Genomic DNA, 20,491 nt, shown 5'->3' on the forward strand with positions numbered 1-20,491 from the left:
GGTGCTGGACATGAAACTAACGCTGACAAAAGCCACTCTCTCCGCTGCTATTGCCGTCGCTTCTCTAAGTGCGGCTCAACTCCATGCGGCCGACTATACCTTCAGCTTCGCCCACGTGTTGATTGAAGAAACGCCGAACGGCCAAGCGGCGCTGCGCTTTAAAGAGGAGGTAGAGGAGAAGTCCGACGGTCGTATTGAGATTAACGTACTGCCCGCTGCTCAAGTGGGGGGCGACGTTGAAATCATTGAGCAGATTCAAATGGGCCTTGTCGATATCGGTATTCCGCCCACGGCTACGCTGGGCAACTTTGAGCCGCGCATGCAGATTTTGGATCTGCCGTTCTTGATTGCCGATTACGACACCATGGTGGAAACCCTGGACGGTGAAGTGGGTCGCGAAATCCTCGACACTCTGAATGGTCATAACATGTATGGCGTCAACTTCTGGGGCGCGGGTTTCCGTCATATCACCAATAACGACCGTCCGATCGAAAACCCCGAGGATATGGAGAATATCCGCATGCGTACCATGCAGGCGCCGATCATCATCTCCACCTATGAAAACCTGGGCGCTAACGCCACCGCAATGGCCTTCACCGAGGTATACAACGGCCTGCAGCAGGGCGTGGTGTCGGGGCAAGAAAACCCACTGGCCAATATCTACACCATGCGTTTCCATGAAGTGCAGGATTATCTCTCGCTGACCAATCACGCTTATCACGCCTATGCGGCGGTAATGAACCAGGATTCCTGGGATTCACTGCCGGAAGATCTGCAAGCGGTCATGCTGGAAGCCTTTGAAAATGGTCGAGACACCTCTCGTGAACTAACGCTGCAGGATGAAGAGACCATCATGGAAGAAATCAAAGACGAGATAGCGATTAACGAACTCACCCCTGAGCAGCGCGACGCCTTTATTGAAGCCAGCATGCCGGTGCACGAAGAGTATGAAGAAATCGTCACTACCGAGTTGCTGCATAAGGTATATGACGCGGTGGGTATCGAGTATTGATCCAGCGGGTCGGCTAAGACCTGGCTCCTCTCTTCTTACCCCTTTCAGGGTGTGGATATCTCATGTTCGAAGCGCTCAACAAATGTCTTGATCGCTTGGAAAGTGTGGCGATGGTCGTTTTCATGTCGATTGCGACCATCCTCACTACCATCCAAGTCGTGTATCGCTACGGCTTTAGCGGTTCGCTATTTTGGGCTGAAGAAGTCGTTATTTACTCCATTATCTGTATGAGTTTTGTAGGCGCCAGTATGGGGGTGCGCCATGGCACGCATATTTCGGTGGATGTGCTGAATGCCATTGCCTCGCCCGCTGTGAACCGCTGGCTGCACATGATCGCAGCACTGATCGGTATCGTGTTCGCTGGCTTTATGACCTATTACGGCTTTGTGCTCTATTTCAGCACGCTGGATCGCGGGCAATTAACCGCTGCACTTCGCCTGCCGATGGCATGGTTCTATCTGCCGATTGGCGTATCCGGTGTGCTACTGGTTCTGCGTTATCTATGGGTCATCACTGAAGTCTGGAAAAAGCCTCCGGTAGGACTCTCCGAAGAGCTTGTAGCCGGTTCGGATAAGCTCATTTAACCCTGGAGAGCGACCATGATTACAGCATTATTACCGATCTTCTTTGCCGTGCTGCTGCTCGGGCTGCCCATCTTTGCTTCCTTGGCACTGGCGGTGTTTCTTGCCATTGAATTCTTTGGCGCCACCAATCCGGTCATCGTGCCGATGCGCATGTTTACCGGCATGAACAACTTTTCGCTGATGGCGATTCCGTTCTTTATTCTGGCGGCGGAGCTGATGCGGATTGGCGGGCTTTCCGACCGGTTGATCAATCTTGCCAAGGCGCTGGTAGGGTGGGTGCCAGGCGGCTTGGCAGCGGCCACGGTGCTGTCTTGTCTCTTCTTTGGGGCTATTTCCGGTTCAAGCCCGGCCACGGTGGTGGCGATTGGCTCGATCATGTTCCCCGCACTTGTCGCTGCTGGCTACGATAAACGCTTTGCGATTGGGCTGATCGCCACCGCCGGAACCTTGGGGCCAATCGTGCCACCGAGCATTGCGTTGATTATCTACGGCTCAGTGACCGGTACTTCGGTAGGGCGGCTATTTGCAGCGGGCCTGCTACCCGCCATTGTGATTGCCTCGATTCTCATCGCCTACTGCATCGTCTTTAGCAGCATCAAAGGCTATGAGCGTGCCCCTTTCCCTTCGCTGCGGCAAATTTTAGTCGCCTTTAAAGATGCTGCCTGGGGCCTTGGGCTGCCGGTGATTCTGCTGGGGGGGATCTACAGTGGTGTCTTTACCCCGACCGAATCGGCGGCGGTGGCCTGCGTATATGGTTTGTTTGTCGGCATGGTGGTCTATCGCACCATTAACGTAATGGAACTGGTGGGAACGTTAAGAAGCTCTGGTTTGATTTCCGCGACACTGCTGCTGATTACAGCGGGTGCCTCTGCTTTCTCTTGGCTGCTTGCGATTACCGGTACGCCCAGCCAGTTGGCAGGCGAGGTGCTGTCGTGGACAGACGATCCGTTTCAGGTCATGGCGCTGTTTAATGTCGTGATGATCGTTGCTGGCTTCTTCCTTGATAGCGCCTCGGCCATCATTGTGCTCTCGCCGTTGCTGCAGCCGATTGCAGCCCAGGTGGGCGTGGATCCGGTGCATTTTGGGGTGATCACGCTGATTAACTTCTCGGTGGGGATGATTACGCCGCCGGTCGGGTTGAACCTGTTCGTCGCCATGGCGATATCCAAGATGTCGCTGCAGGAAGTGTTTAAGGCCTGCCTGCCGCTGATTGGTTTGATGCTGATCGCGCTGATTATTATTACTTACGTTCCATGGCTAAGCACTTGGCTGCCCTCGCTGATTTATTAATTAATTGCTTGAATACGTTAATCAATAAGGACAACGAACCATGAGCAAAACGATTGAACAAGCGGTGGCAGGGCAGGGCCTTACGTTACCGGCGATTCCAACACCGCGCGGCCTGTTTCTGCCCTGGTCCCGGTTGGGCAACCAATTGTTTTTAGCGGGCCAGATCTGTGAGCGTGACGGTGATGTTCTCTATCCTGGCAAGGTGGGCGGTGAGTTCGATCTTGAAACCGGAAAACTAGCGGCCCAGGCGTGCGCTTTGAACCTCTTGGCTGAATTGAGCGATGCTGTCGATGGCGACTTCTCCCGCGTGGTGCGCTGCGTGCGCATGAATGGTTTCGTCAATGTGGCGCCGGGCTTTCACGATGTGCCGCTGGTGATCAACGGGGCATCCGAGCTTTTTGTCGCGCTATTTGGCGATGCAGGGCGTCACGCTAGAACCGCCATTGGGGTGGCGACACTGCCCGGCAATGCGGCGGTGGAAGTCGAAGCGATTTTTGAAGTGCGCTAAGCACCCAGAGGGAGTACACGATGCAGGATTCACCCATTTTTCTACCTTTACGTGAGCAGCGCGCACGCTTACGTGCAGGCACCCTCACCGCGACCGAGCTTGCTGAGGCATCTATAGCGGCGTACCAACAACGCGGTAAGAGCGATCATGCCTACCTCACCTGGAACGGCGAGCAGGCACTGGCAATGGCAAAAGCGGCCGATGCGGTGCTCGCTCAGGGCGGTGATGCGGGGGCGCTCATGGGCATGGCGATATCGATCAAGGATATCTATGCCGTGACGGGGCTGCCCACCTATGCGGGCTCTTCTCAGCGGCTACCTAAACGCTGGGAGCGGCCCGGCCCGGTGGTGAGCGCGCTGTTGCAACAGCTGCCTTCTGTGATGGGTAAAACCCACTCCGTTGAGTTTGCCTTTGGCGGTTTGGGTACCAATGCCCACTGGGGTGCGCCGCGCAATCCATGGGATGTTCATCAGCACCGCACGCCTGGAGGCTCCAGCTCCGGCGCGGGTGTTTCGTTAGTGGGCGGCACGGCGAGCCTGGCGTTGGGCACCGACACCGCGGGTTCGGTGCGTATCCCTGCCTCAATGACCGGCGTAGCGGGGTTGAAAACCACCGCTGGGCGCTGGTCGACCGAGCAGATTGTGCCACTTTCAAGCACGCTGGATACCCCAGGGTTACTGGCGCGTCGGGTAGATGATCTTGCCTTTGCGTTCGATGCGTTGGATGGCGGCCTTTGCGGTCAGGACGACCGAGTACCCGCAACACCAACGCTTGCCGGTTTGACCTTTGGGGTGCCAGAAACGTTTTTCTGGGACGACTGCAGTCCAGGGATCGCGGAAACGGTACGCGCTGCCATAAAGCAGTTGGAAGCCGCTGGGGCGCGAATCATCACCTTAGAATTACCCGGCATCGGCGAAGCGTACGAACTCTTCAAACTGGGCGGGGTGGCTGCGCCGGAATTGGCAGCGTTTCTAAAAACTGAACTGCCCGAGATGATTGACTCCCTGGATCCTAACGTCGCCGCCCGCGTCAAAGCGGCAGATGACATGCCCGCCTGGGAGTATGTACGTCGTCGCACGATTTTGGACTCGCTCTATCAATCGGCCGCCGCTCGCATGGCCGATGTAGATGCGGTGCTGACGCCTACGGTGGCGATTACCCCGCCCACTATCGAAAGTCTTGAGCCAGAAGGCGCCTATCCCAAAGCCAACATGCACGCCCTGCGCAACACGGTGATCGCTAATTTCCTTGGTCTGTGTGCCTTGACGTTGCCGGTGGGAAAAGATGCTGCAGGCATGCCTGTAGGACTGCAAGTGCTGGCCGGGCCGTGGCAAGACGCCAAACTGCTGGCAATCGGTCAGGCGATTGAAAACGAACTGGGATCAGGCTTGGAAATTCTTGGTCAACCGCCAGCGGTGTGAACGCTGAGGTGGCCTAAGTACTGCCGCCAATTTGCAGTGTAAACCCCACATCGTGCTGGCGGCGGTAGACGTTTTTACCGCTTAGCCGCCGAATGAGTTCTTTGGCAGCTAAGCGGCCCATCTCCTCTCTGGGGGAGAGAATAGTGGTGAGCTGAGGGGTTACATGTTGGCCAAGCGGCAGGCCGTTAAACCCGGCAATGGCGATATCCCCCGGTACGTGAAGTCCTTGGCGCTGAGCAGCCAGCAGGGCGCCTGCCGCCAAGTCGTCGTTGGCAAAGTGAATGGCCTGGGTGTGAGGATGTTGCGCGAGCACTTGGGCCAGCCCTTCCGCGCCCGCTTGCAGGCTGCCCAGGGTGTCTAGTTCCAGTAGTGGGGCGTCGATCCCTTTCTCCTTTAGCACCGCTTTATGTCCATCAAAACGCATGCTGGCGCGGTAGTCCTGAGCTAGCCGTGCGCCCACATAAACAATATGGCGGTAGCCTTTGTCGGTCAGATGGGTAGCCATACAGCGGCCGGCGGCCACGTGATCCAGCCCGACGTTAAGATCCATGCCCTGCCCCAGTTCCATGACTTCCATGATGGGGTGATCCCAGTTCGCCAGCAACGTATGGCACGCCGAGTTATGGCGCAGCCCAGCGGTGACCAGTGCAGAGCATGACCAGCCTAAAAACGTGCGCACCAACTGATACTCACGGTCTAGATCGTAGTCGGTGTTACCCAGCAGTATCTGATAACCCTCGGCTTCCAGCGTTTCCTGCAGCCCCTTGATGACCTCCACAAACACGCTATTGATCAGTGACGGCACGATCACCGCAATCAGCCGTGAACGGGAAGAGGCCAGACTACCGGCAACCAAGTTGGGTACGTACCCCAAGTTCTCCACGGCCTGAAGAACGCTTCGCCTTGCGCTATCGCTAACTTTATCGGGATAGTTCAGTGCTCGCGATGCTGTAATCGGCGATACCCCTGCCGCTTGTGCCACTTGGCTGAGCGTGACTTGGTCTGAGCTTCGTCGCTGCCTAGCGTTGTTAGGTAGGGCAGGCGTTGTCACATTTTTGGCGCGCGAGTCAGCGTTAGGTGAGTCTTTAGACATTGGTCGCACGGCCCTAATGTTCAGCTTGTCGTTACGCAGAGAATAATCTAAAACAAATGGTAGCGCTATCATGACAGCGCTACCATGGCGCTTTTAATAACACCGCGACGATAGCAACAAAAACAACACTTTCAACAAAGCGAGGTGTCGGCAGGTGAGTCAACACGATCAACTATCACTTCAAGTAGGCGTTATTGGCCTGGGTGCCATGGGCATGGGCACTGCTAGCGTATTGCTCCAACACGGGCTTAACGTCACGGGCTGCGATATTTCTACAGAGGCGCGCGATGACTTCGTGGCGGCAGGGGGCCGCAGTGTTGCCACTCCTTCTGAGCTTGCTCACTGCCACATTGTGTTGGTGGTTGTGGTTAACGACCTTCAGGTTGAGCAGGTGTTGTTCGGAGAGCAGGGCGTGGCCAGCCAATTGGCACCGGGAAGCCTGATTATGCAGTGTGCCACGGTGGCGCCCAGTCAAGCCAAGCAATTGGGTGAGCGCTTGTCGGCGCAGGGTTTAATGATGCTGGATGCGCCGATTAGCGGCGGCGCGGCGAAAGCCAAAAGCGGCGAACTCTCGGTCATGGCGTCCGGTACACCTGAGGCGTTCAGCTTTGCCCAGCCAGCACTTGATGCCATGGCCGCTAAAGTTTATCAGCTGGGTGATGCACCTGGGGTCGGCTCCAGCATGAAGTTAGTCAACCAATTGTTAGCAGGTGTACATATTGCCACCGCCGCTGAAGCCATGGCGCTGGGCATTCGCATGGGGCTCGACCCAGAGGTGATATATGACGTTATTACCCACTCGGCGGGCAACTCCTGGATGTTCGAAAACCGGGTGCCGCATATTCTGAGGGGTGACTACACGCCGCTTTCGGCGGTGGATATCTTCGTTAAAGATCTCAATATCGTGCATCAAACCGGCCGCGAGCTGGCATTGGCAACTCCCGTTGCATCAAGCGCACTGCAGCAGTTTACCGCGGCCAGCGGCGCAGGTTTTGGCCGCGAAGATGATTCAGCGGTCATTAAGGTTTATCAGCGGCTATCGGGCATCGCGTTGCCCGAAGCCGCTAACGATGCCCAGGGAGCCGAATAAAATGGGGACAGGAGCGAACATCGTACTGGGCGCCATCGCCGACGACTTTACCGGGGCCACTGACCTTGCTAATAACCTGGTGCGCGGCGGCATGCGCTGCCTGCAGGTGATTGGCGTACCGCAAGAAGAGATCGACCTCGCTGATATCGATGCGGTGGTCGTGGCACTCAAATCCCGTTCCTGCCCGGTAGAGGAAGCAGTTAATGATTCGCTCGCTGCGTTAAATTGGCTGCAAAAGCAGGGTGCCCGCCAGCTGTTCTTCAAGTACTGCTCCACCTTTGATTCCACCGATCAGGGCAATATCGGCCCGGTGGCGGATGCTTTGTTGGAAGCGTTGGGCGCTTCCCAGACGGTGATGGTGCCTGCCTTCCCGATCAATGGCCGCACGGTTTACCAAGGCCATCTGTTTGTGGGCGACCGTTTGCTCAACGACAGCGGCATGCAGCACCATCCATTGAACCCCATGCAGGACGCGGATTTAGTGCGTGTGCTTGCCCGCCAAACGCCGCACCCGGTGGGGTTGGCCAACCGCGCAGTGCTTGCCCAAGGATCAACGGCAACCCGTGCTCATTTATCTGCGCTGGAAGCACAAGGCATTCGCCATGTGATCTGTGATTCCCTGGACGAGCAGGATCTGGACGTACTGGCCGAAGCTACGGTTTTACTGCCTTTAGTCACCGGTGGTTCTGGCCTGGGGCAGGCATTACCTGCCCAGTACCGTGCTCAGGGCTGGTTAGCCACCATCACTGAACCGGGGCGTTTATCGCCTGCTTCGGGCGGGGGGTTGGTGCTGTCCGGCAGTTGCTCACGGCCCACACTGGCCCAGGTGGCGGATTTTCTGGCCAAGCACCCTGATGGTGGCTTTGCCCTGGATCCCTTGGCGCTGGCGGAAGGTGAACAACAGCAGACGCAGGCGCTGGCGTTTGCTCGGCAGCGGCTATCTGAACAGGCGCCGGTACTGATTTACGCCTCGGCAGAGCCAACCAACGTAGCCGCGGCACAGCAAGCGTTAGGGGCCGCGCGTGCCGGGCAGGTCGTGGAAGAAGCATTGAGCCAACTGGCGGTGACGCTGGTCGATGAAGGCGTAGGCCGGTTACTGGTGGCGGGGGGCGAAACCTCCGGTGCTGTGGTCTCGGCGCTGGGCATTACCACTCTGCGCATCGGCGAGCAGATCGATCCCGGCGTGCCCTGGACCCAAGCCCCGCTAGCAGGCAGCGAAGCACCGCTGTCGCTAGCGCTGAAGTCCGGCAACTTCGGTGGCGTCGATTTCTTTACCCGGGCGTTTGAGGTGCTGGCATGAGCCTCCACTTGCATCGCCATCCTCAGAACCTAGTGCGGGAGCAGATCAGCACCCTGGGCAAATCGCTGTTTGACCGCGGCCTGACCATGGGCTCCAGCGGCAATATCAGCGTACGGCTAGACGATGGCGGCTGGCTGATGACACCGACCAACGCCTGTTTGGGAAGGTTAGACCCGGCGCGCATTTCCCATCTGGATAACAACGGCCAACTGTTGAGTGGTGATAAGCCCACCAAAGAGCAGTTCCTGCATATGGCAATGTACGAAGAGCGCCCGCAGTCCGGTGCCATCGTGCATCTTCACTCCACGCACTCGGTGGCGGTCTCCTGTTTGCCGGAAGTCGATCCCTGCGACTGCATTCCGCCGCTGACCGCCTATTACGTGATGCGGGTGGGCAAGCTACCGCTGGTGCCGTATCACATCCCCGGCGATCCAGCACTGGGCGATGCAGTGCGGGGCTTAGCGGGTCAACACAGCGCGGTACTGTTGGCCAACCACGGCCCGGTGGTAGCGGGGAAAAACCTCGAGGCGGCGGTGTACGCCACCGAAGAACTGGAAGAGACCGCCAAGCTCTATCTGCTATTGCGAGGCGAGAACCCTCGGGGGCTGACGCCGGAGCAGGTGGCTGAGCTGGAAGCACGCTTTCCACGGGATTAGCGACGCGTTTAACAATGACGTACTTAACAACAAGAGCACCACGATGATTCGATTAGCCGCCAACCTCAGCATGCTGTTTAACGAGCACGCCTTTATCGATCGCTTTGCTGCCGCTGCGGACGCGGGCTTTAAAGGTGTCGAATATCTATTTCCCTATGCGTTTTCCCCGGAAGAGTTGCGCCATGCGCTGCAGGAAACGCAATTGGAACAGGTGCTGTTCAACCTGCCGCCGGGAGATTGGGATGGCGGGGAACGGGGGCTGGCGAGCCTACCTGGCCGAGAAGGGGAATTTCGTGACTCGGTGGTAGAGGCACTGCGTTATGCCGAGGCGCTCAACTGCCCCCGCGTGCATGCCATGGCTGGCCTGTTACCTGAAGGTGCCGATGCCGCGACGAAAGCTGAGCATCAGGTGGCCTATATTCGCAATTTGCGTTTTGCGGCGGGTGAGGCGGCGAAAGTCGGTCGAGAGGTACTCATCGAACCCATTAATACCCGCGATATGCCGGGATTTTTCCTGTCTCGCCAAGCGCAAGCCATGGCAGTGCTGGACGAAGTGGGGGCGGAAAATCTCAAGTTACAGTTTGATCTCTACCACTGCCAGATCATGGAGGGCGATTTGATTCGCCACCTTGAACGCCAGTTCAGCGCTATCGGCCATATCCAAGTCGCAGGTGTGCCAGAGCGCCACGAGCCGAATGTTGGAGAAGTGCACTACCCCGCCATTTTTGAGCGATTGAGTGCGCTGGGCTACACCGGCTGGATCGGCTGTGAGTATCGCCCCAAAGCAGAAACCCGTGCGGGGCTAGGGTGGGGCAAAGCTTGGGGCTAACCACTCACTGATATTCGCCAGGCCAAATAACAAACGAGAAAAACGCAAACAATAACAACAGTGCATAGGAGCAAAACGATGCATATAGCCATTACCGGTGCGGCAGGCTTTCTAGGCCAGCGGTTAGTGCAACAGCTGCTGACTAGAGGTGAGCTTCGCCAGCAGCCGATTACTCGGCTAACACTGATTGATCAGATAGAAGCACCGTTGCCTAATGCGGGAAACGTCACTGTGACATCAAGGGCGCTGGATATTACCGAGTCCGGCGCACTGGATAGCGTACTGGAACAACGCCCTGACGTTATTTATCACCTCGCGGCGGTCGTGAGCTCTGCCGCAGAAGCCGATTTGGAACTCGGTATGCGGGTTAATTTCGATGCCACGCGGGCGCTGTTGGAAGGCTGCCGGAAGCAGTCACTGACCGATACTCGCTTGATTATGGCCAGCTCCGTGGCGGCATACGGCGGTGAGCTGCCGGAAGTGTTGGATGATATGACGGCCCTCCATCCGCAAAACTCCTACGGCACCCAAAAAGCCATGTGTGAGCTGCTCATCAACGATTACAGCCGCCGTGGGCTTATCGACGGCCTAGTGCTGCGCCTACCCACCATTGTGATTCGTCCTGGCCGACCGAACGCCGCGGCCTCCAGCTTTGCTTCCAGCATTCTGCGTGAGCCGCTCAATGGCGAAGAAGCGGTTTGCCCGGTGCCCGTTGAACTGCCGATGTTTGTGATGTCGCCCGGCAAGGTGGTGGATGCGCTAATCCATGGCGCTGAGGTGCCGAGTGAAGCGCTGGCGCCTTTTAGAGCCTTTATGCTGCCGGGCATCACCGTCACGGTGGCCCAAATGCTGGAAGCGCTGGGTGACGTCGCGGGAGAAAAAGCGCTTTCCCTGGTACGCCATGAACCCGACCCACGCGTTGAAGCTATTGTGGCGAGCTGGCCCGCCCGGTTTGAAACCACGAAAGCCAAACAGCTCGGCTTTGTTGGCGATGACAACTTCAAGCAGATTATTGATGTGTTCGTTACTGAATCGAAGTGAGTTTCTGCCCTGCCGTAAGCGGTAGGAAACTGCCTGGGCGACACCCGCAGGCGGGTAAGTTGCCCCAACGACCACCCTCACAACAATATAAAGAGGGCACGACAATGACGAAGCAACACATGACACCAACACTCAAGCGCCGTGTTCTGGTGGCAGCGATTAGCGGTATCGCCACGGCGGGTATCGCACTTCAGGCCCACGCGGCGACGGAAGTGAACCTGGGCCATACACTCTCCTCGACTTCGCACTACTCGGTAGGTGCCGATGCGTTTAAGGAGACGCTGGAGCGATTATCCGATGGCGAGTTCACGGTTACCGAGCACACTTCTGGGTCGCTGGGCGGCGAGCGGGAGATGATCGAAGGTCTGCAGATCGGCACGGTCGACGTGGTGATTACTTCCACTGGCCCGCTGGGTAACTTTGTGCCGGAAAGCTATGTGCTCGACCTGCCGTTCCTGTTTGAAAACTACGACCAGGCTCGCTGCGTGTTGGATAGCGAACTGGGCGATGAGCTGTTGGAAAAAATGGGCGAGCATGACTTGGTGGGTTTGGCGTGGTCTGAGAATGGTTTTCGCCACCTAACCAATAGCCAGCGCGAGATCGCCACGCCCGCGGATGCCGAGGGCCTGCGCGTACGCACCATGGAGAACGCGGTACACCAGGAAGCGTTCCGTCAGATGGGCGCCCGCCCAACGCCAATGGCGTTTCCTGAGCTGTTCACCGCGCTTCAGCAGGGCACCGTCGATGGCCAGGAAAACCCTATTACCGTCATCGTCGCCACTAACTTCTGGGAAGTGCAGGACTACCTCTCGCTCACTGGGCACGTCTACTCACCGGCCATCGTGCTGGGGTCGCCCATTCTGCTGGACGGTTTGAGTGATGAGGAGCGTGGTTGGTTTATGGAGGCCGCGGCGGCCTCTGCACAGGCAACCCGGGAAGAAGTGTCGCGCCTAGAGCGTGAAGGGGTAGCGCTGCTGGAAGAGAACGGCATGACGGTAAAAACCGATATCGATATTGCCCCCTTCCAGGAAGCGGTACAGCCCGCCTACGAGATATTTACCTCGGAATACGGCACTGAAATGCTTGAGCGCGTTCAGGAAACAGCCAGCGGTTGTTAAGTAACCCTGTCGAGCGCTTCCCCACCTCGGCCTCCGGCATCCCGGAGGCCGCATTGGCATGGTGACTTCTTATGCTAGCGGTCTTTCTTCGTTTTGAGCAGCAGTTAACCCGGCTCGCTATGCTGCTTGCCGTGGCGATGCTGGCGATCTCGGTGACGCTCAGTTTTTATCAGGTGCTCACCCGTTTCGTCTTCAATGCCCCTTCGACCTGGACGGAAGTGGCTTCCCGAGCGGCAATGATCTGGTGTGTCTTCCTGGCGGCGGCTGCCACGTTTCGGGGTGGCTACATGATGGCAGTGGAGGTGGTTTATAAGCTAGTGCCCGCGCGCTTTCTGACACTACTGGAAGTCGCCATTGTGGTGTGCTGTCTGCTGGTGCTTGGTGTGCTGATCCATTACGGCATCCAAATGACCCTGCGGGTAAGCAATCAAACCATGTCAGGAATGAACATCTCGATGGCGTGGGCGTATGCGGCGATTCCGACAGGCTCTAGCTTTGCCATTGTTGCCGTGGTGGCGAGGCTGCTTGCACAGCTTGCTGGCCGGGAAAAGGTAGGCCCTGAAAATAGCGAGATCGTGCCGGAGGCTGAAACAATCCTGGATGCGCCGCGGCCTGAGCGGGAGGTACAGCCATGAATATGGTTATTGGCCTGTCGCTGATCATTCTATTTACCTTCGGGGTGCCGATTGCCGTTTCTATTATTCTGGCATCCATTATCGGTATTGAATTTTTTACCCGCTTGCCGCTGCTATTAGTACCGCAGCAGATGTTTATCGGCATCGATAAATTCCCGCTTATGGCGATCCCCTTTTTTATTCTTGCCGGTAACTTGATGGCGGCGGGAGGGATATCTCAACGGTTAGTCGACTTGGCCAAATCCATCGTTGGGCGCGTGCAGGGCGGGCTAGCGATGTCCTGCGTGTTGACCTGCATGATGTTTGCAGCGGTGTCCGGTTCCAGCGTGGCAACTACCTTTGCGATTGGCGCCATCTTGATTCCTGCGATGGTAAAACATGGCTACCCTAAGCCCTTGGCTGCCTCCATTCAGGCGTCATCCGCTGAGCTGGGCGTGCTTATACCCCCGTCGATTCCGCTAATTCTGTATGGCGTGAGTACCGATACGTCCATTGGCCAGCTGTTCCTCGCCGGTATTGGCCCCGGCATATTGATCGGCAGCGCGCTGATTATCTTCCTGTATCTATTCTGCAAGATACGGGGCTACGGCAAAGACGACTATAAAGACAGCACCGGTTTTATGGTCTCGGTGAAGCGTGCCTGGGTGGCCATGCTGATGCCAGTGGTCGTTATCGGCGGTATCTACGGCGGGATATTTACCCCTACTGAAGCTTCCGCTGTGGCGGTATTTTTTGCCCTGATCGTCGGCGGTTTTTACTACCGTGAGCTGAAGCTTGATGACATGTGGCCGATTATGCGCCAGAGCGTTATTTCTACAGCCGCCGTTATGCTAATTATTGCTGCGGCCTCGCTCTTCAGCTTTCTGCTTAGCCGAACGGGGCTGCCTGCGCAAATTGCCACTCTTGTCACCAACACCATCAATGACCCGCTGATGTTTCTGCTGGTGGTCAATGTCTTGCTATTGGTGGTCGGCATGTTTATCGAAACCTCTGCCGCTATTTTAGTGCTGGCGCCGATCTTGACACCAATCGCTATTCAGTTCGGTATTCATCCGGTTCATTTTGGCCTGGTCATGGTGGTTAACCTGGCCCTTGGCATGATCACCCCGCCGTTGGGCGTGAACCTGTTTGCTGCCTGTGCGGTCGCCAAAATATCGATCGATCAAATGCTGCCATGGCTGGTGCGCTTTGTGCTGGTGGTGCTGGCCTGCCTGATGGCGATTACCTATATGCCGTGGATTTCCATGGGGTTGGTGAACACCTTCTATGATTAGTCAGTCGTTATGTAAAGTGAGCAAAAACAACGACAATAAAAGGAGTATTTAATGTCGCATTCAATGACCTTGCCGCCACAGCAGGCGCTGATTGGTGGAGAGTGGGTAACAACAACCGCTAAGCTAAAGGTAGAAGCCCCTGCCACGGGTGAGCCTTTAGCGCGGATTGCGCGTAGCCAGGTGGAAGAGGTCGATGCCGCCGTTCAGGCAGCGCGTCAGGCCTTTTCCGGCCAGTTAGGCGAGTGGGCTCGCTGGTCGGCCCGGCAGCGCAGTGAATGGCTGTTGCGTTTTGCCGATGTGATCGAAGCGCATCATGAACAGCTAGCACAGCTCGAGTGTGCCGATACCGGTAAGCCGATGACGCAAGCCAAAGGGGATATATCCGCCTGTGCACGCTACTTCCGCTTTTATGGCGGTGCGGCGGACAAGCTTCACGGTGAAACCATTCCGTTTGAAAACGACTTCGCGGTTATGACACTGCGCGAGCCTTACGGCGTATGTGCGCAAATTATTCCCTGGAATTATCCCTCTCAGATATTCGGACGCTGCGTGGCTGCCGCGCTGGCAGCAGGTAACTGCGTGGTACTTAAGCCCGCCGAAGATGCCTGTTTGAGCGTGCTGCGCTTGGCAGAACTGGCGGTGAGCCATGGGCTTCCGGCGGGAGCACTCAACGTTGTACCCGGGCTTGGTTATGAAGCAGGCGCAGCGCTCGCCGCCCATCCCCAAATTGATCATCTCTCCTTCACCGGCTCACCGGAGACCGGTACCCATGTCGCCCAAGCGGCTGCCCAGCACCATGTGCCGGTCACGTTGGAGCTAGGTGGGAAGTCACCTCAACTTGTGTTTGCCGATGCGGATCTTGATGCAGCGCTTCCGGCAGTGGTGCGCGGTATTGTTCAGAACGCCGGGCAGACCTGTTCGGCGGGTAGCCGCCTGCTGGTGCAGCGTGAAGTCGCTGATAGTGTGGTGGCCAATTTGTGTGAGCGCTTTGCTGCTTTGCGCTGTGATGCAGGCGAAGCCGATGCCGACTGTGGGCCACTCATCAATGCACGCCAAAAAGCCAAACTGGAAGAACGTTTGTCGGCGGCCAAAGCCGATGGCATTCGCGTTGCGGCCATAGGCGAGCTAGCGTCGAGCGCAGCGGATGGTGGTCACTTTGTACTGCCTCAACTGCTGACCGATATCCCTGAAGGCCATGAAGTGTTGCGCGAAGAGCTGTTTGGCCCGGTACTGGTGGTACAGGTGTTTGAGGACGAAGCCGAAGCGCTTGCACTCGCTAATGCCACTGATTTTGGTCTATGTGCAGGCATTTGGACGCGGGATGGGGGGCGGCAGCTACGCTTGGCCAAAGGGATACGCAGTGGCCAAGTATTTATCAATAATTACGGTGCAGCAGGTGGTGTTGAACTACCTTTTGGTGGCGTTGGTCGCTCTGGACATGGCCGGGAAAAGGGCTTTGAAGGGCTGAGAAGCTATACACGTATCAAGACCATCGCTATCAAGCACGGCTAGCACGACATCTACTTAAAAGGAGCTATCACAATGACAACATCTCGCCAGGTAGGCATCGTCGGCGTGGGTCTGATGGGCCATGGGATCGCCAGCAGCCTGCTACGGGCTGGCCATCAGGTCAGTTTTCTTGAGCACCCAGGTAACCAACCGGTGGAAGACCTTATTGCTGCCGGTGCTACCGCGCTGAGTACCGGTAGTGAAGTGGCAAAAAGCGCTGACGTGGTGATTTTATGCGTCACGGGGTCGCCTCAAGTAGAAGCGGTGCTGTTTGAGCCCAACGGTGTTTTGGATGGGTTAAAGCCCGGTTGTGTCGTGGTGGATTGTTCTACCGCCTTGCCCAGTTCAACCGAAAAAGTCGCTGCCAGAGTGACTGACGCGGGTGGCCGCTTTATGGATGCGGCAATGACGCGCACACCTAAAGAAGCGGCAGAAGGGCGTCTTAACTTGATTGTCGGAGCGCCGCAGGCACTGTTCGATGAAACGTTGCCTCTGTTGAAGGGGTTTGCCGAAAATATTGCCCATGCGGGCGATGTAGGCGCGGGGCATACCCTTAAATTGTTGCATAACTTCGTGTCACTCGGGTTTTCGGCAGTATTGGCCGAGGCCACTGCGGCTTCTCGTAAAGCAGGGATTAGCGATACAGCACTGCTGGAAGTATTGGGCGCAGGTGGCGGCGGCGGCGTGGTGCTTGAGCGCTTACGCCCTTATATTGCTGAAAAAGATCCTTCGGGGTTCAAATTTACAGTGGCCAATGCCAGCAAGGATCTTGGTTACTACCACACCATGACCAATGAGCTGGGGGTGGAGCGCGGTGTTGCCGGGGCTGTTCATGCGCTTTATACATCAATCGACGACAGTTCGCTGGCGGTGCCTGAAGTGATTGGCGTACTAGAGAGCCGAAAACAGTGAAATTGGTGTAGGTTGCCAGGATGCAACAGCTACTGAAAATTGAGTTCAAAGAAATGCTGTCAGCATTGATAGTCTGTTTTTCAAGGTAGTTATAGCACTCTTTTTGTAATCAATTCTTAAATTAAATGACTATTTAAGTAGCCTTGTTGGTTGTGAGGTAACATCACATGGTAGATGTGGTGCACGCTTAGATAAGCCAACGGTCTGAAATGTGCAAACACGCCCTTTATCTCGCTAAAAAATAAAGGGCGTGATCGGGTATCAACAGGCGGCTTGTTGTCTTCAGCTAAACAGGCTTAGGTTGGGTCGCGGTCAATGGCAAACGCGGACCACGCTTGCCGCACTGGCATGATTTCCAAACGATTAATATTGATATGGGCGGGCAGTGCCGCTAGGTAGAAAAGCTGCTCGGCAATATCTTCTGCTTGCAGAGGTGACGTTCCCCTGTAAAGCGCGTCCGAAGCCTCCTGATTGCCTTTGGTTCTGACTAGGGTGAACTCCGTTTCCGCCATACCGGGAGCAAGGTCGGTCACGCGGACGCCCGTGCCTAGCAGGTCGCAGCGCAGGTTGTAGCTGAACTGCTGAACAAAGGCTTTCGATGCGCCGTACACATGGCCACCCGGATAAGGCCACTGTCCCGCCACTGAGCCAAGATTGAGAATACTCGCCCCTTCGCCGGTTTTAAGCAGTAGCGGCATTGCTGCGTGGGTTACATTGACCAACCCGGTGATGTTGGTATCGATCATCGTATGCCAATCCTGCAGTGCTACTTTTTGCGCTGGTTCCGGCGCTAGCGCCAAGCCCGCATTGTTAATCAAGCAGGTCAGCGGTAGAAATTTTTCCGGCAGGTTGCTGATGGCCTGAGTCACCGCTTCACTGTCGCGAACATCTAGGGCTATCGTTAAAACGTCTACTTGCTCTGAAAGCTCATCCTTCAGCGCCTTCAAGCGTTCTTCGCGACGGCCGGTTAAAATTAATGACCAACCCGCTTTGGCAAAGCGTTGCGCTGCGGCTTTACCAAATCCTGACGTGGCTCCCGTGATAAGTACGCTGGGCATTGGGGTATCTCCTTTGTAGTTAACAATGTGTAGATAAATATTCGTTTTTAGTTATTAAGCTATCTTCGATGATAGACGGTGCATTTCGTTACTTTAAGCAGCGTAGGAAAAAACGGTTAGAGCCAGTTAGCACTCGATAGTGTGACATTGGCACTCTCTGGTGCGTCTGTCCCTCTTGCTCGTAACGATTGGCCCTACAGCTTAATGGATCGGACTCACTAGGCTGGCAAGCACGCTATCTCCTTATGGATTAAACAGGGTGCTTGTTATGAATGCCAATGTTGCCGTTTCTGATTCCACTACTCACAGTGTAGATAATCGCTATGTGCACGGCCTGGACCGTCAGTATGTGTTCCACTCATGGGCTCAGCAAGGCAGTTTAGACCCCATGGTCATCGCGGGCGCGCAAGGATGCCGTGTATGGGATTACGCGGGGCGTGAGTATTTGGATTTTAGTAGCCAGTTAGTCAATACCAATATCGGCCATCAACACCGCAGTGTCGTGAGCGCGATCCAAGCGCAAGCCGCCAGCCTATGCACCATAGCCCCAGCCCATGCTAATTTGGCCCGCGGTGAGGCGGCCAAGCGTATTATCGCCAAAGCGCCGGCCGGTTTTAGTAAAGTATTTTTTACCAATGCGGGCGCTGATGCCAATGAAAATGCCATTCGCATGGCGCGGCTTTATACCGGGCGCACCAAAATACTGTCTGCCTACCGCTCCTATCACGGCAATACCGGTTCAGCGATTGCGGCCACCGGCGATTGGCGGCGGGTGCCCAACGAGTATGCCAGTGGGCACGTGCACTTCTTTAATCCCTACCTGTATCGCAGCGAGTTTTGGGCGCGGGACGAGGATGAAGAGTGTGAGCGGGCGTTAACCCATCTGCGTCGAGTCATTGAGTGCGAAGGCGCCAATGCCGTTGCGGCCATTCTGCTGGAAACCATTCCCGGTACGGCAGGTGTGCTATTACCTCCTAAAGCGTATCTGCGTGGCGTTAGGCAACTCGCCGACGAGTTTGGCATCGTGCTGATTCTTGACGAAGTGATGGCTGGCTTTGGTCGCACGGGGCGCTGGTTTGCCTTTGAACATTACGATATGGCACCGGACCTGATCGTTTTTGCCAAGGGGGTTAACTCAGGCTACGTACCTGCCGGTGGGGTGATTATTTCAGAGCCTATCTCACGCTATTTCGATGACCACTTTTTTGTCGGCGGCCTGACCTATTCCGGCCACCCGTTGGCGATGGCGGCCATTGTTGCCACGCTTGACGCTATGGAAGCAGAGGGCATCGTAGAGAATGCCGATAAAATCGGAAATGGGCCGCTAGCTGAAGGGCTGAAAAAGCTTGCCGAGCGCCACGCTATCATAGGTGATTGGAGGGGGGTGGGCGTATTCCATGCCTTGGAATTAGTCAGCGACCCGGTGCGTAAAACGCCGCTACCCGGCACAGAAGTACTGAAACTCAAGCAGCTACTGATGAAGCAGGGACTGCTGGTATTTACTGTCGAAAATCGTATTCATGTGGTGCCACCGTGCATTGTGACCCCGGAGGAAGTGGAGGAGGGCTTGGCAATTCTAGAGCGCGTGTTTGAAAGCTACGCCGCATCACGGGAGTGACATATTGGCTACGTAGCTAAAGCGTTATCGTAGGCAAGGCCCAGGCGCTGTAAGCCTGGGTCGATACGCTGCATTTCAATAGCGCCGAATCCCAAACGGAAAAAGTGGCGCGGGGGAGCGGCATCGAAAAAGTGCTGGAAGCCCGGTTCAATCAGCACGCCACGCTGAGCAGCATGCCACGCAAGGCGCTGGGTATCGATGCCAGGATCGGTCTCCATCCAAAAAGCGCTGGAACGACTACTGCTGTGGCTGAGGCAGCCGGGTATTGAGTGATCAATGGCCAATCGCATGGCGTCGCGTCGTCGATCAATCTCTTCCACATGCAGTTTGAGGTAGCGCTCGTAATAGCCTTGAGAAATAAACTGCGCCAACTGGTGCTGCAAGGCCGCAGGCGGATGGCGGTACATCATACGGCGTAGCGCGCGCAGCTCATCGATCAATTCAGCATCCGCCACCACGTAGCCCATACGCAGCCCTGGCGAGAGCGCTTTAGATAAGCTGCCCATATAGATAATTCGCGCGCTCTGCGCACTGGCTTTCAGCGCCGGTAGTGCGAACTGATCACCGTGAATTTCAGCGTCATAATCATCCTCGATGACGATCTGGTCACGGTGAGGGAGTTGAGCCAATAGTGCATCTCGCCGTGTGCGGCTCATGGTAATGCCCGTCGGCACCTGATGACTGGGCATAACATACAGATAATCACTCTGCTGGGTGCCTTCCAGCTTCATGCCTTCTGCATCCATGGTTTGAAACTGCAGGCTGGCACCGCGCTGGGCAAATACGTTCATTGCCTCGCGGTAACCGGGGGTTTCCAGCGCCACACGGGTGCCCCGATGGCAGAGCAGTTGCGCAATCAAGTAGAGCGCATTTTGAGTCCCCATGGTGATGAGGATCTCTTCAGGCCGAGCGAAAATACCCCGGCGCGGTAAAATGCGTTTACGCAGTTGTTCAATCAGCAGCGGATCATCCTGATCGATACGATCCCGCAACCACGGTTTATCACGCTGTGAACTTAACAAGCGCCGAGAAACATCGCGCCACTGGGCTAACGGAAAGAGTCGCGTATCTAACTGGCCATAAATAAAAGGGTACGCATACTCTGACCAATTGCCTGGTTTGAGAATACCTTGATAGTTAGTCGGGCGCTGAGCAATGCGTTTGTGCCAGTTTGGTGCAGTTGTAGCGTCTGTACTGTTCTCTGCTAATAGGGTTAAAGGTGAATTTAGTGCCAAGTGCGGATCGTGATAATCAGGGTGTAAATAGTAACCGCTACGAGGTCGACTAATTAGGTACCCATCTTCGACGAGTTTTTCGTAAACAATAGATACCGTATTGCGTGAAATACCCAGCTGTTGGGAGAGCTTACGGCAGGAGGGGAGTGCATCGTCAAAGGGTAAGCTGCCTAGGCGAATGGCTTCCAGCAGCGTTTCGCGCAGCTGTTCTTGCAGGCAGGTGGAAGCATTAGGATCGACCTCAAGACACAGTGTTGTCATGCACCCCTTCCTCTCAGATAACTTTCTTCTCTATTTAACCTAAGCAT

At 56.0% G+C, this 20,491-nt stretch carries 19 protein-coding genes; 16 read left to right on the plus strand and 3 right to left on the minus strand.

Annotated elements, in window-relative coordinates:
* Positions 1-10 precede the first annotated feature (10 nt).
* The 5 genes from KO116_RS02990 (at position 11) to KO116_RS03010 (ending at position 4,815) form a co-directional block, all read left to right on the plus strand.
* Positions 11-1,012: a TRAP transporter substrate-binding protein gene (locus KO116_RS02990; RefSeq protein ID WP_035560735.1), complete on the plus strand. Its 1,002-nt coding sequence runs from the start codon at positions 11-13 to the stop codon at positions 1,010-1,012.
* Between the two features lie 62 nt (positions 1,013-1,074).
* On the plus strand, positions 1,075-1,596 hold the full coding sequence (locus KO116_RS02995; RefSeq protein ID WP_035560738.1) for a TRAP transporter small permease: 522 nt from the start codon (positions 1,075-1,077) through the stop codon (positions 1,594-1,596).
* A 15-nt stretch (positions 1,597-1,611) separates the two neighbouring features.
* Positions 1,612-2,886, plus strand: a complete 1,275-nt coding sequence (locus KO116_RS03000) for a TRAP transporter large permease (protein WP_035560741.1) — start codon at positions 1,612-1,614, stop codon at positions 2,884-2,886.
* Positions 2,887-2,926: 40 nt separating this feature from the next.
* On the plus strand, positions 2,927-3,394 hold the full coding sequence (locus KO116_RS03005) for a RidA family protein (RefSeq protein WP_035560744.1): 468 nt from the start codon (positions 2,927-2,929) through the stop codon (positions 3,392-3,394).
* 20 nt (positions 3,395-3,414) lie between these two features.
* Positions 3,415-4,815 carry an amidase gene (locus KO116_RS03010; RefSeq protein ID WP_035560747.1) on the plus strand — a complete coding sequence of 467 codons (1,401 nt, stop codon included), beginning with the start codon at positions 3,415-3,417 and terminating at the stop codon, positions 4,813-4,815.
* A 13-nt stretch (positions 4,816-4,828) separates the two neighbouring features.
* On the opposite strand, the gene KO116_RS03015 is transcribed toward KO116_RS03010, so the two are convergent.
* The gene (locus tag KO116_RS03015; protein ID WP_035560946.1) at positions 4,829-5,908 is read right to left on the minus strand and encodes a LacI family DNA-binding transcriptional regulator; all 1,080 of its coding nucleotides are present in this window, start codon (positions 5,906-5,908) and stop codon (positions 4,829-4,831) included.
* Between the two features lie 154 nt (positions 5,909-6,062).
* On the opposite strand from KO116_RS03015, the gene ltnD reads away from it, so the two are divergent.
* From ltnD to KO116_RS03065, 10 genes are all read left to right on the plus strand, one after another.
* Complete coding sequence (gene ltnD, locus KO116_RS03020; RefSeq protein ID WP_035560751.1) at positions 6,063-6,998, plus strand: L-threonate dehydrogenase; 936 nt, start codon at positions 6,063-6,065, stop codon at positions 6,996-6,998.
* A gap of 1 nt (position 6,999) precedes the next feature.
* Complete coding sequence (gene otnK, locus KO116_RS03025; protein WP_035560755.1) at positions 7,000-8,298, plus strand: 3-oxo-tetronate kinase; 1,299 nt, start codon at positions 7,000-7,002, stop codon at positions 8,296-8,298.
* On the plus strand, positions 8,295-8,954 hold the full coding sequence (gene otnC, locus KO116_RS03030; RefSeq protein WP_035560758.1) for a 3-oxo-tetronate 4-phosphate decarboxylase: 660 nt from the start codon (positions 8,295-8,297) through the stop codon (positions 8,952-8,954). The genes otnK and otnC overlap by 4 nt, the downstream gene beginning before the upstream one ends.
* Before the next feature lie 43 nt (positions 8,955-8,997).
* The gene (otnI, locus tag KO116_RS03035) at positions 8,998-9,783 is read left to right on the plus strand and encodes a 2-oxo-tetronate isomerase (RefSeq protein WP_045812058.1); all 786 of its coding nucleotides are present in this window, start codon (positions 8,998-9,000) and stop codon (positions 9,781-9,783) included.
* A gap of 78 nt (positions 9,784-9,861) precedes the next feature.
* A complete protein-coding gene (gene denD / locus KO116_RS03040) occupies positions 9,862-10,824 on the plus strand; it encodes a D-erythronate dehydrogenase (protein ID WP_035560764.1) in 963 nt (320 codons plus the stop codon).
* A gap of 104 nt (positions 10,825-10,928) precedes the next feature.
* On the plus strand, positions 10,929-11,942 hold the full coding sequence (locus tag KO116_RS03045; RefSeq protein WP_144408553.1) for a TRAP transporter substrate-binding protein: 1,014 nt from the start codon (positions 10,929-10,931) through the stop codon (positions 11,940-11,942).
* A 71-nt stretch (positions 11,943-12,013) separates the two neighbouring features.
* Entirely contained in the window at positions 12,014-12,577 is a 564-nt protein-coding gene (locus tag KO116_RS03050) for a TRAP transporter small permease (RefSeq protein ID WP_035560768.1), read from the plus strand.
* Positions 12,574-13,851, plus strand: coding sequence for a TRAP transporter large permease (locus KO116_RS03055; RefSeq protein WP_035560770.1), 1,278 nt, complete (start codon positions 12,574-12,576; stop codon positions 13,849-13,851). The genes KO116_RS03050 and KO116_RS03055 overlap by 4 nt, the downstream gene beginning before the upstream one ends.
* 51 nt (positions 13,852-13,902) lie before the next feature.
* A complete protein-coding gene (locus tag KO116_RS03060) occupies positions 13,903-15,363 on the plus strand; it encodes an aldehyde dehydrogenase family protein (RefSeq protein WP_082072540.1) in 1,461 nt (486 codons plus the stop codon).
* Positions 15,364-15,393: 30 nt separating this feature from the next.
* Entirely contained in the window at positions 15,394-16,272 is an 879-nt protein-coding gene (locus KO116_RS03065) for an NAD(P)-dependent oxidoreductase (protein ID WP_035560773.1), read from the plus strand.
* 296 nt (positions 16,273-16,568) lie between these two features.
* Here KO116_RS03065 and KO116_RS03070 read toward each other — a convergent pair whose 3' ends face one another.
* Positions 16,569-17,330 (minus strand): SDR family NAD(P)-dependent oxidoreductase, encoded by a 762-nt coding sequence (locus tag KO116_RS03070; RefSeq protein WP_035560777.1) that lies wholly within the window; start codon positions 17,328-17,330, stop codon positions 16,569-16,571.
* Between the two features lie 268 nt (positions 17,331-17,598).
* Between KO116_RS03070 and KO116_RS03075 the strand changes: the two genes are divergently transcribed.
* Positions 17,599-18,948 carry an aspartate aminotransferase family protein gene (locus KO116_RS03075; protein WP_045812059.1) on the plus strand — a complete coding sequence of 450 codons (1,350 nt, stop codon included), beginning with the start codon at positions 17,599-17,601 and terminating at the stop codon, positions 18,946-18,948.
* Between the two features lie 8 nt (positions 18,949-18,956).
* On the opposite strand, the gene pdxR is transcribed toward KO116_RS03075, so the two are convergent.
* Complete coding sequence (gene pdxR / locus KO116_RS03080; RefSeq protein WP_035560784.1) at positions 18,957-20,444, minus strand: MocR-like pyridoxine biosynthesis transcription factor PdxR; 1,488 nt, start codon at positions 20,442-20,444, stop codon at positions 18,957-18,959.
* Positions 20,445-20,491: the final 47 nt, after the last annotated feature.

This window comes from Halomonas sp. KO116 (assembly GCF_000734975.2).
Taxonomy (GTDB): Bacteria; Pseudomonadota; Gammaproteobacteria; order Pseudomonadales; family Halomonadaceae; genus Vreelandella; species Vreelandella glaciei.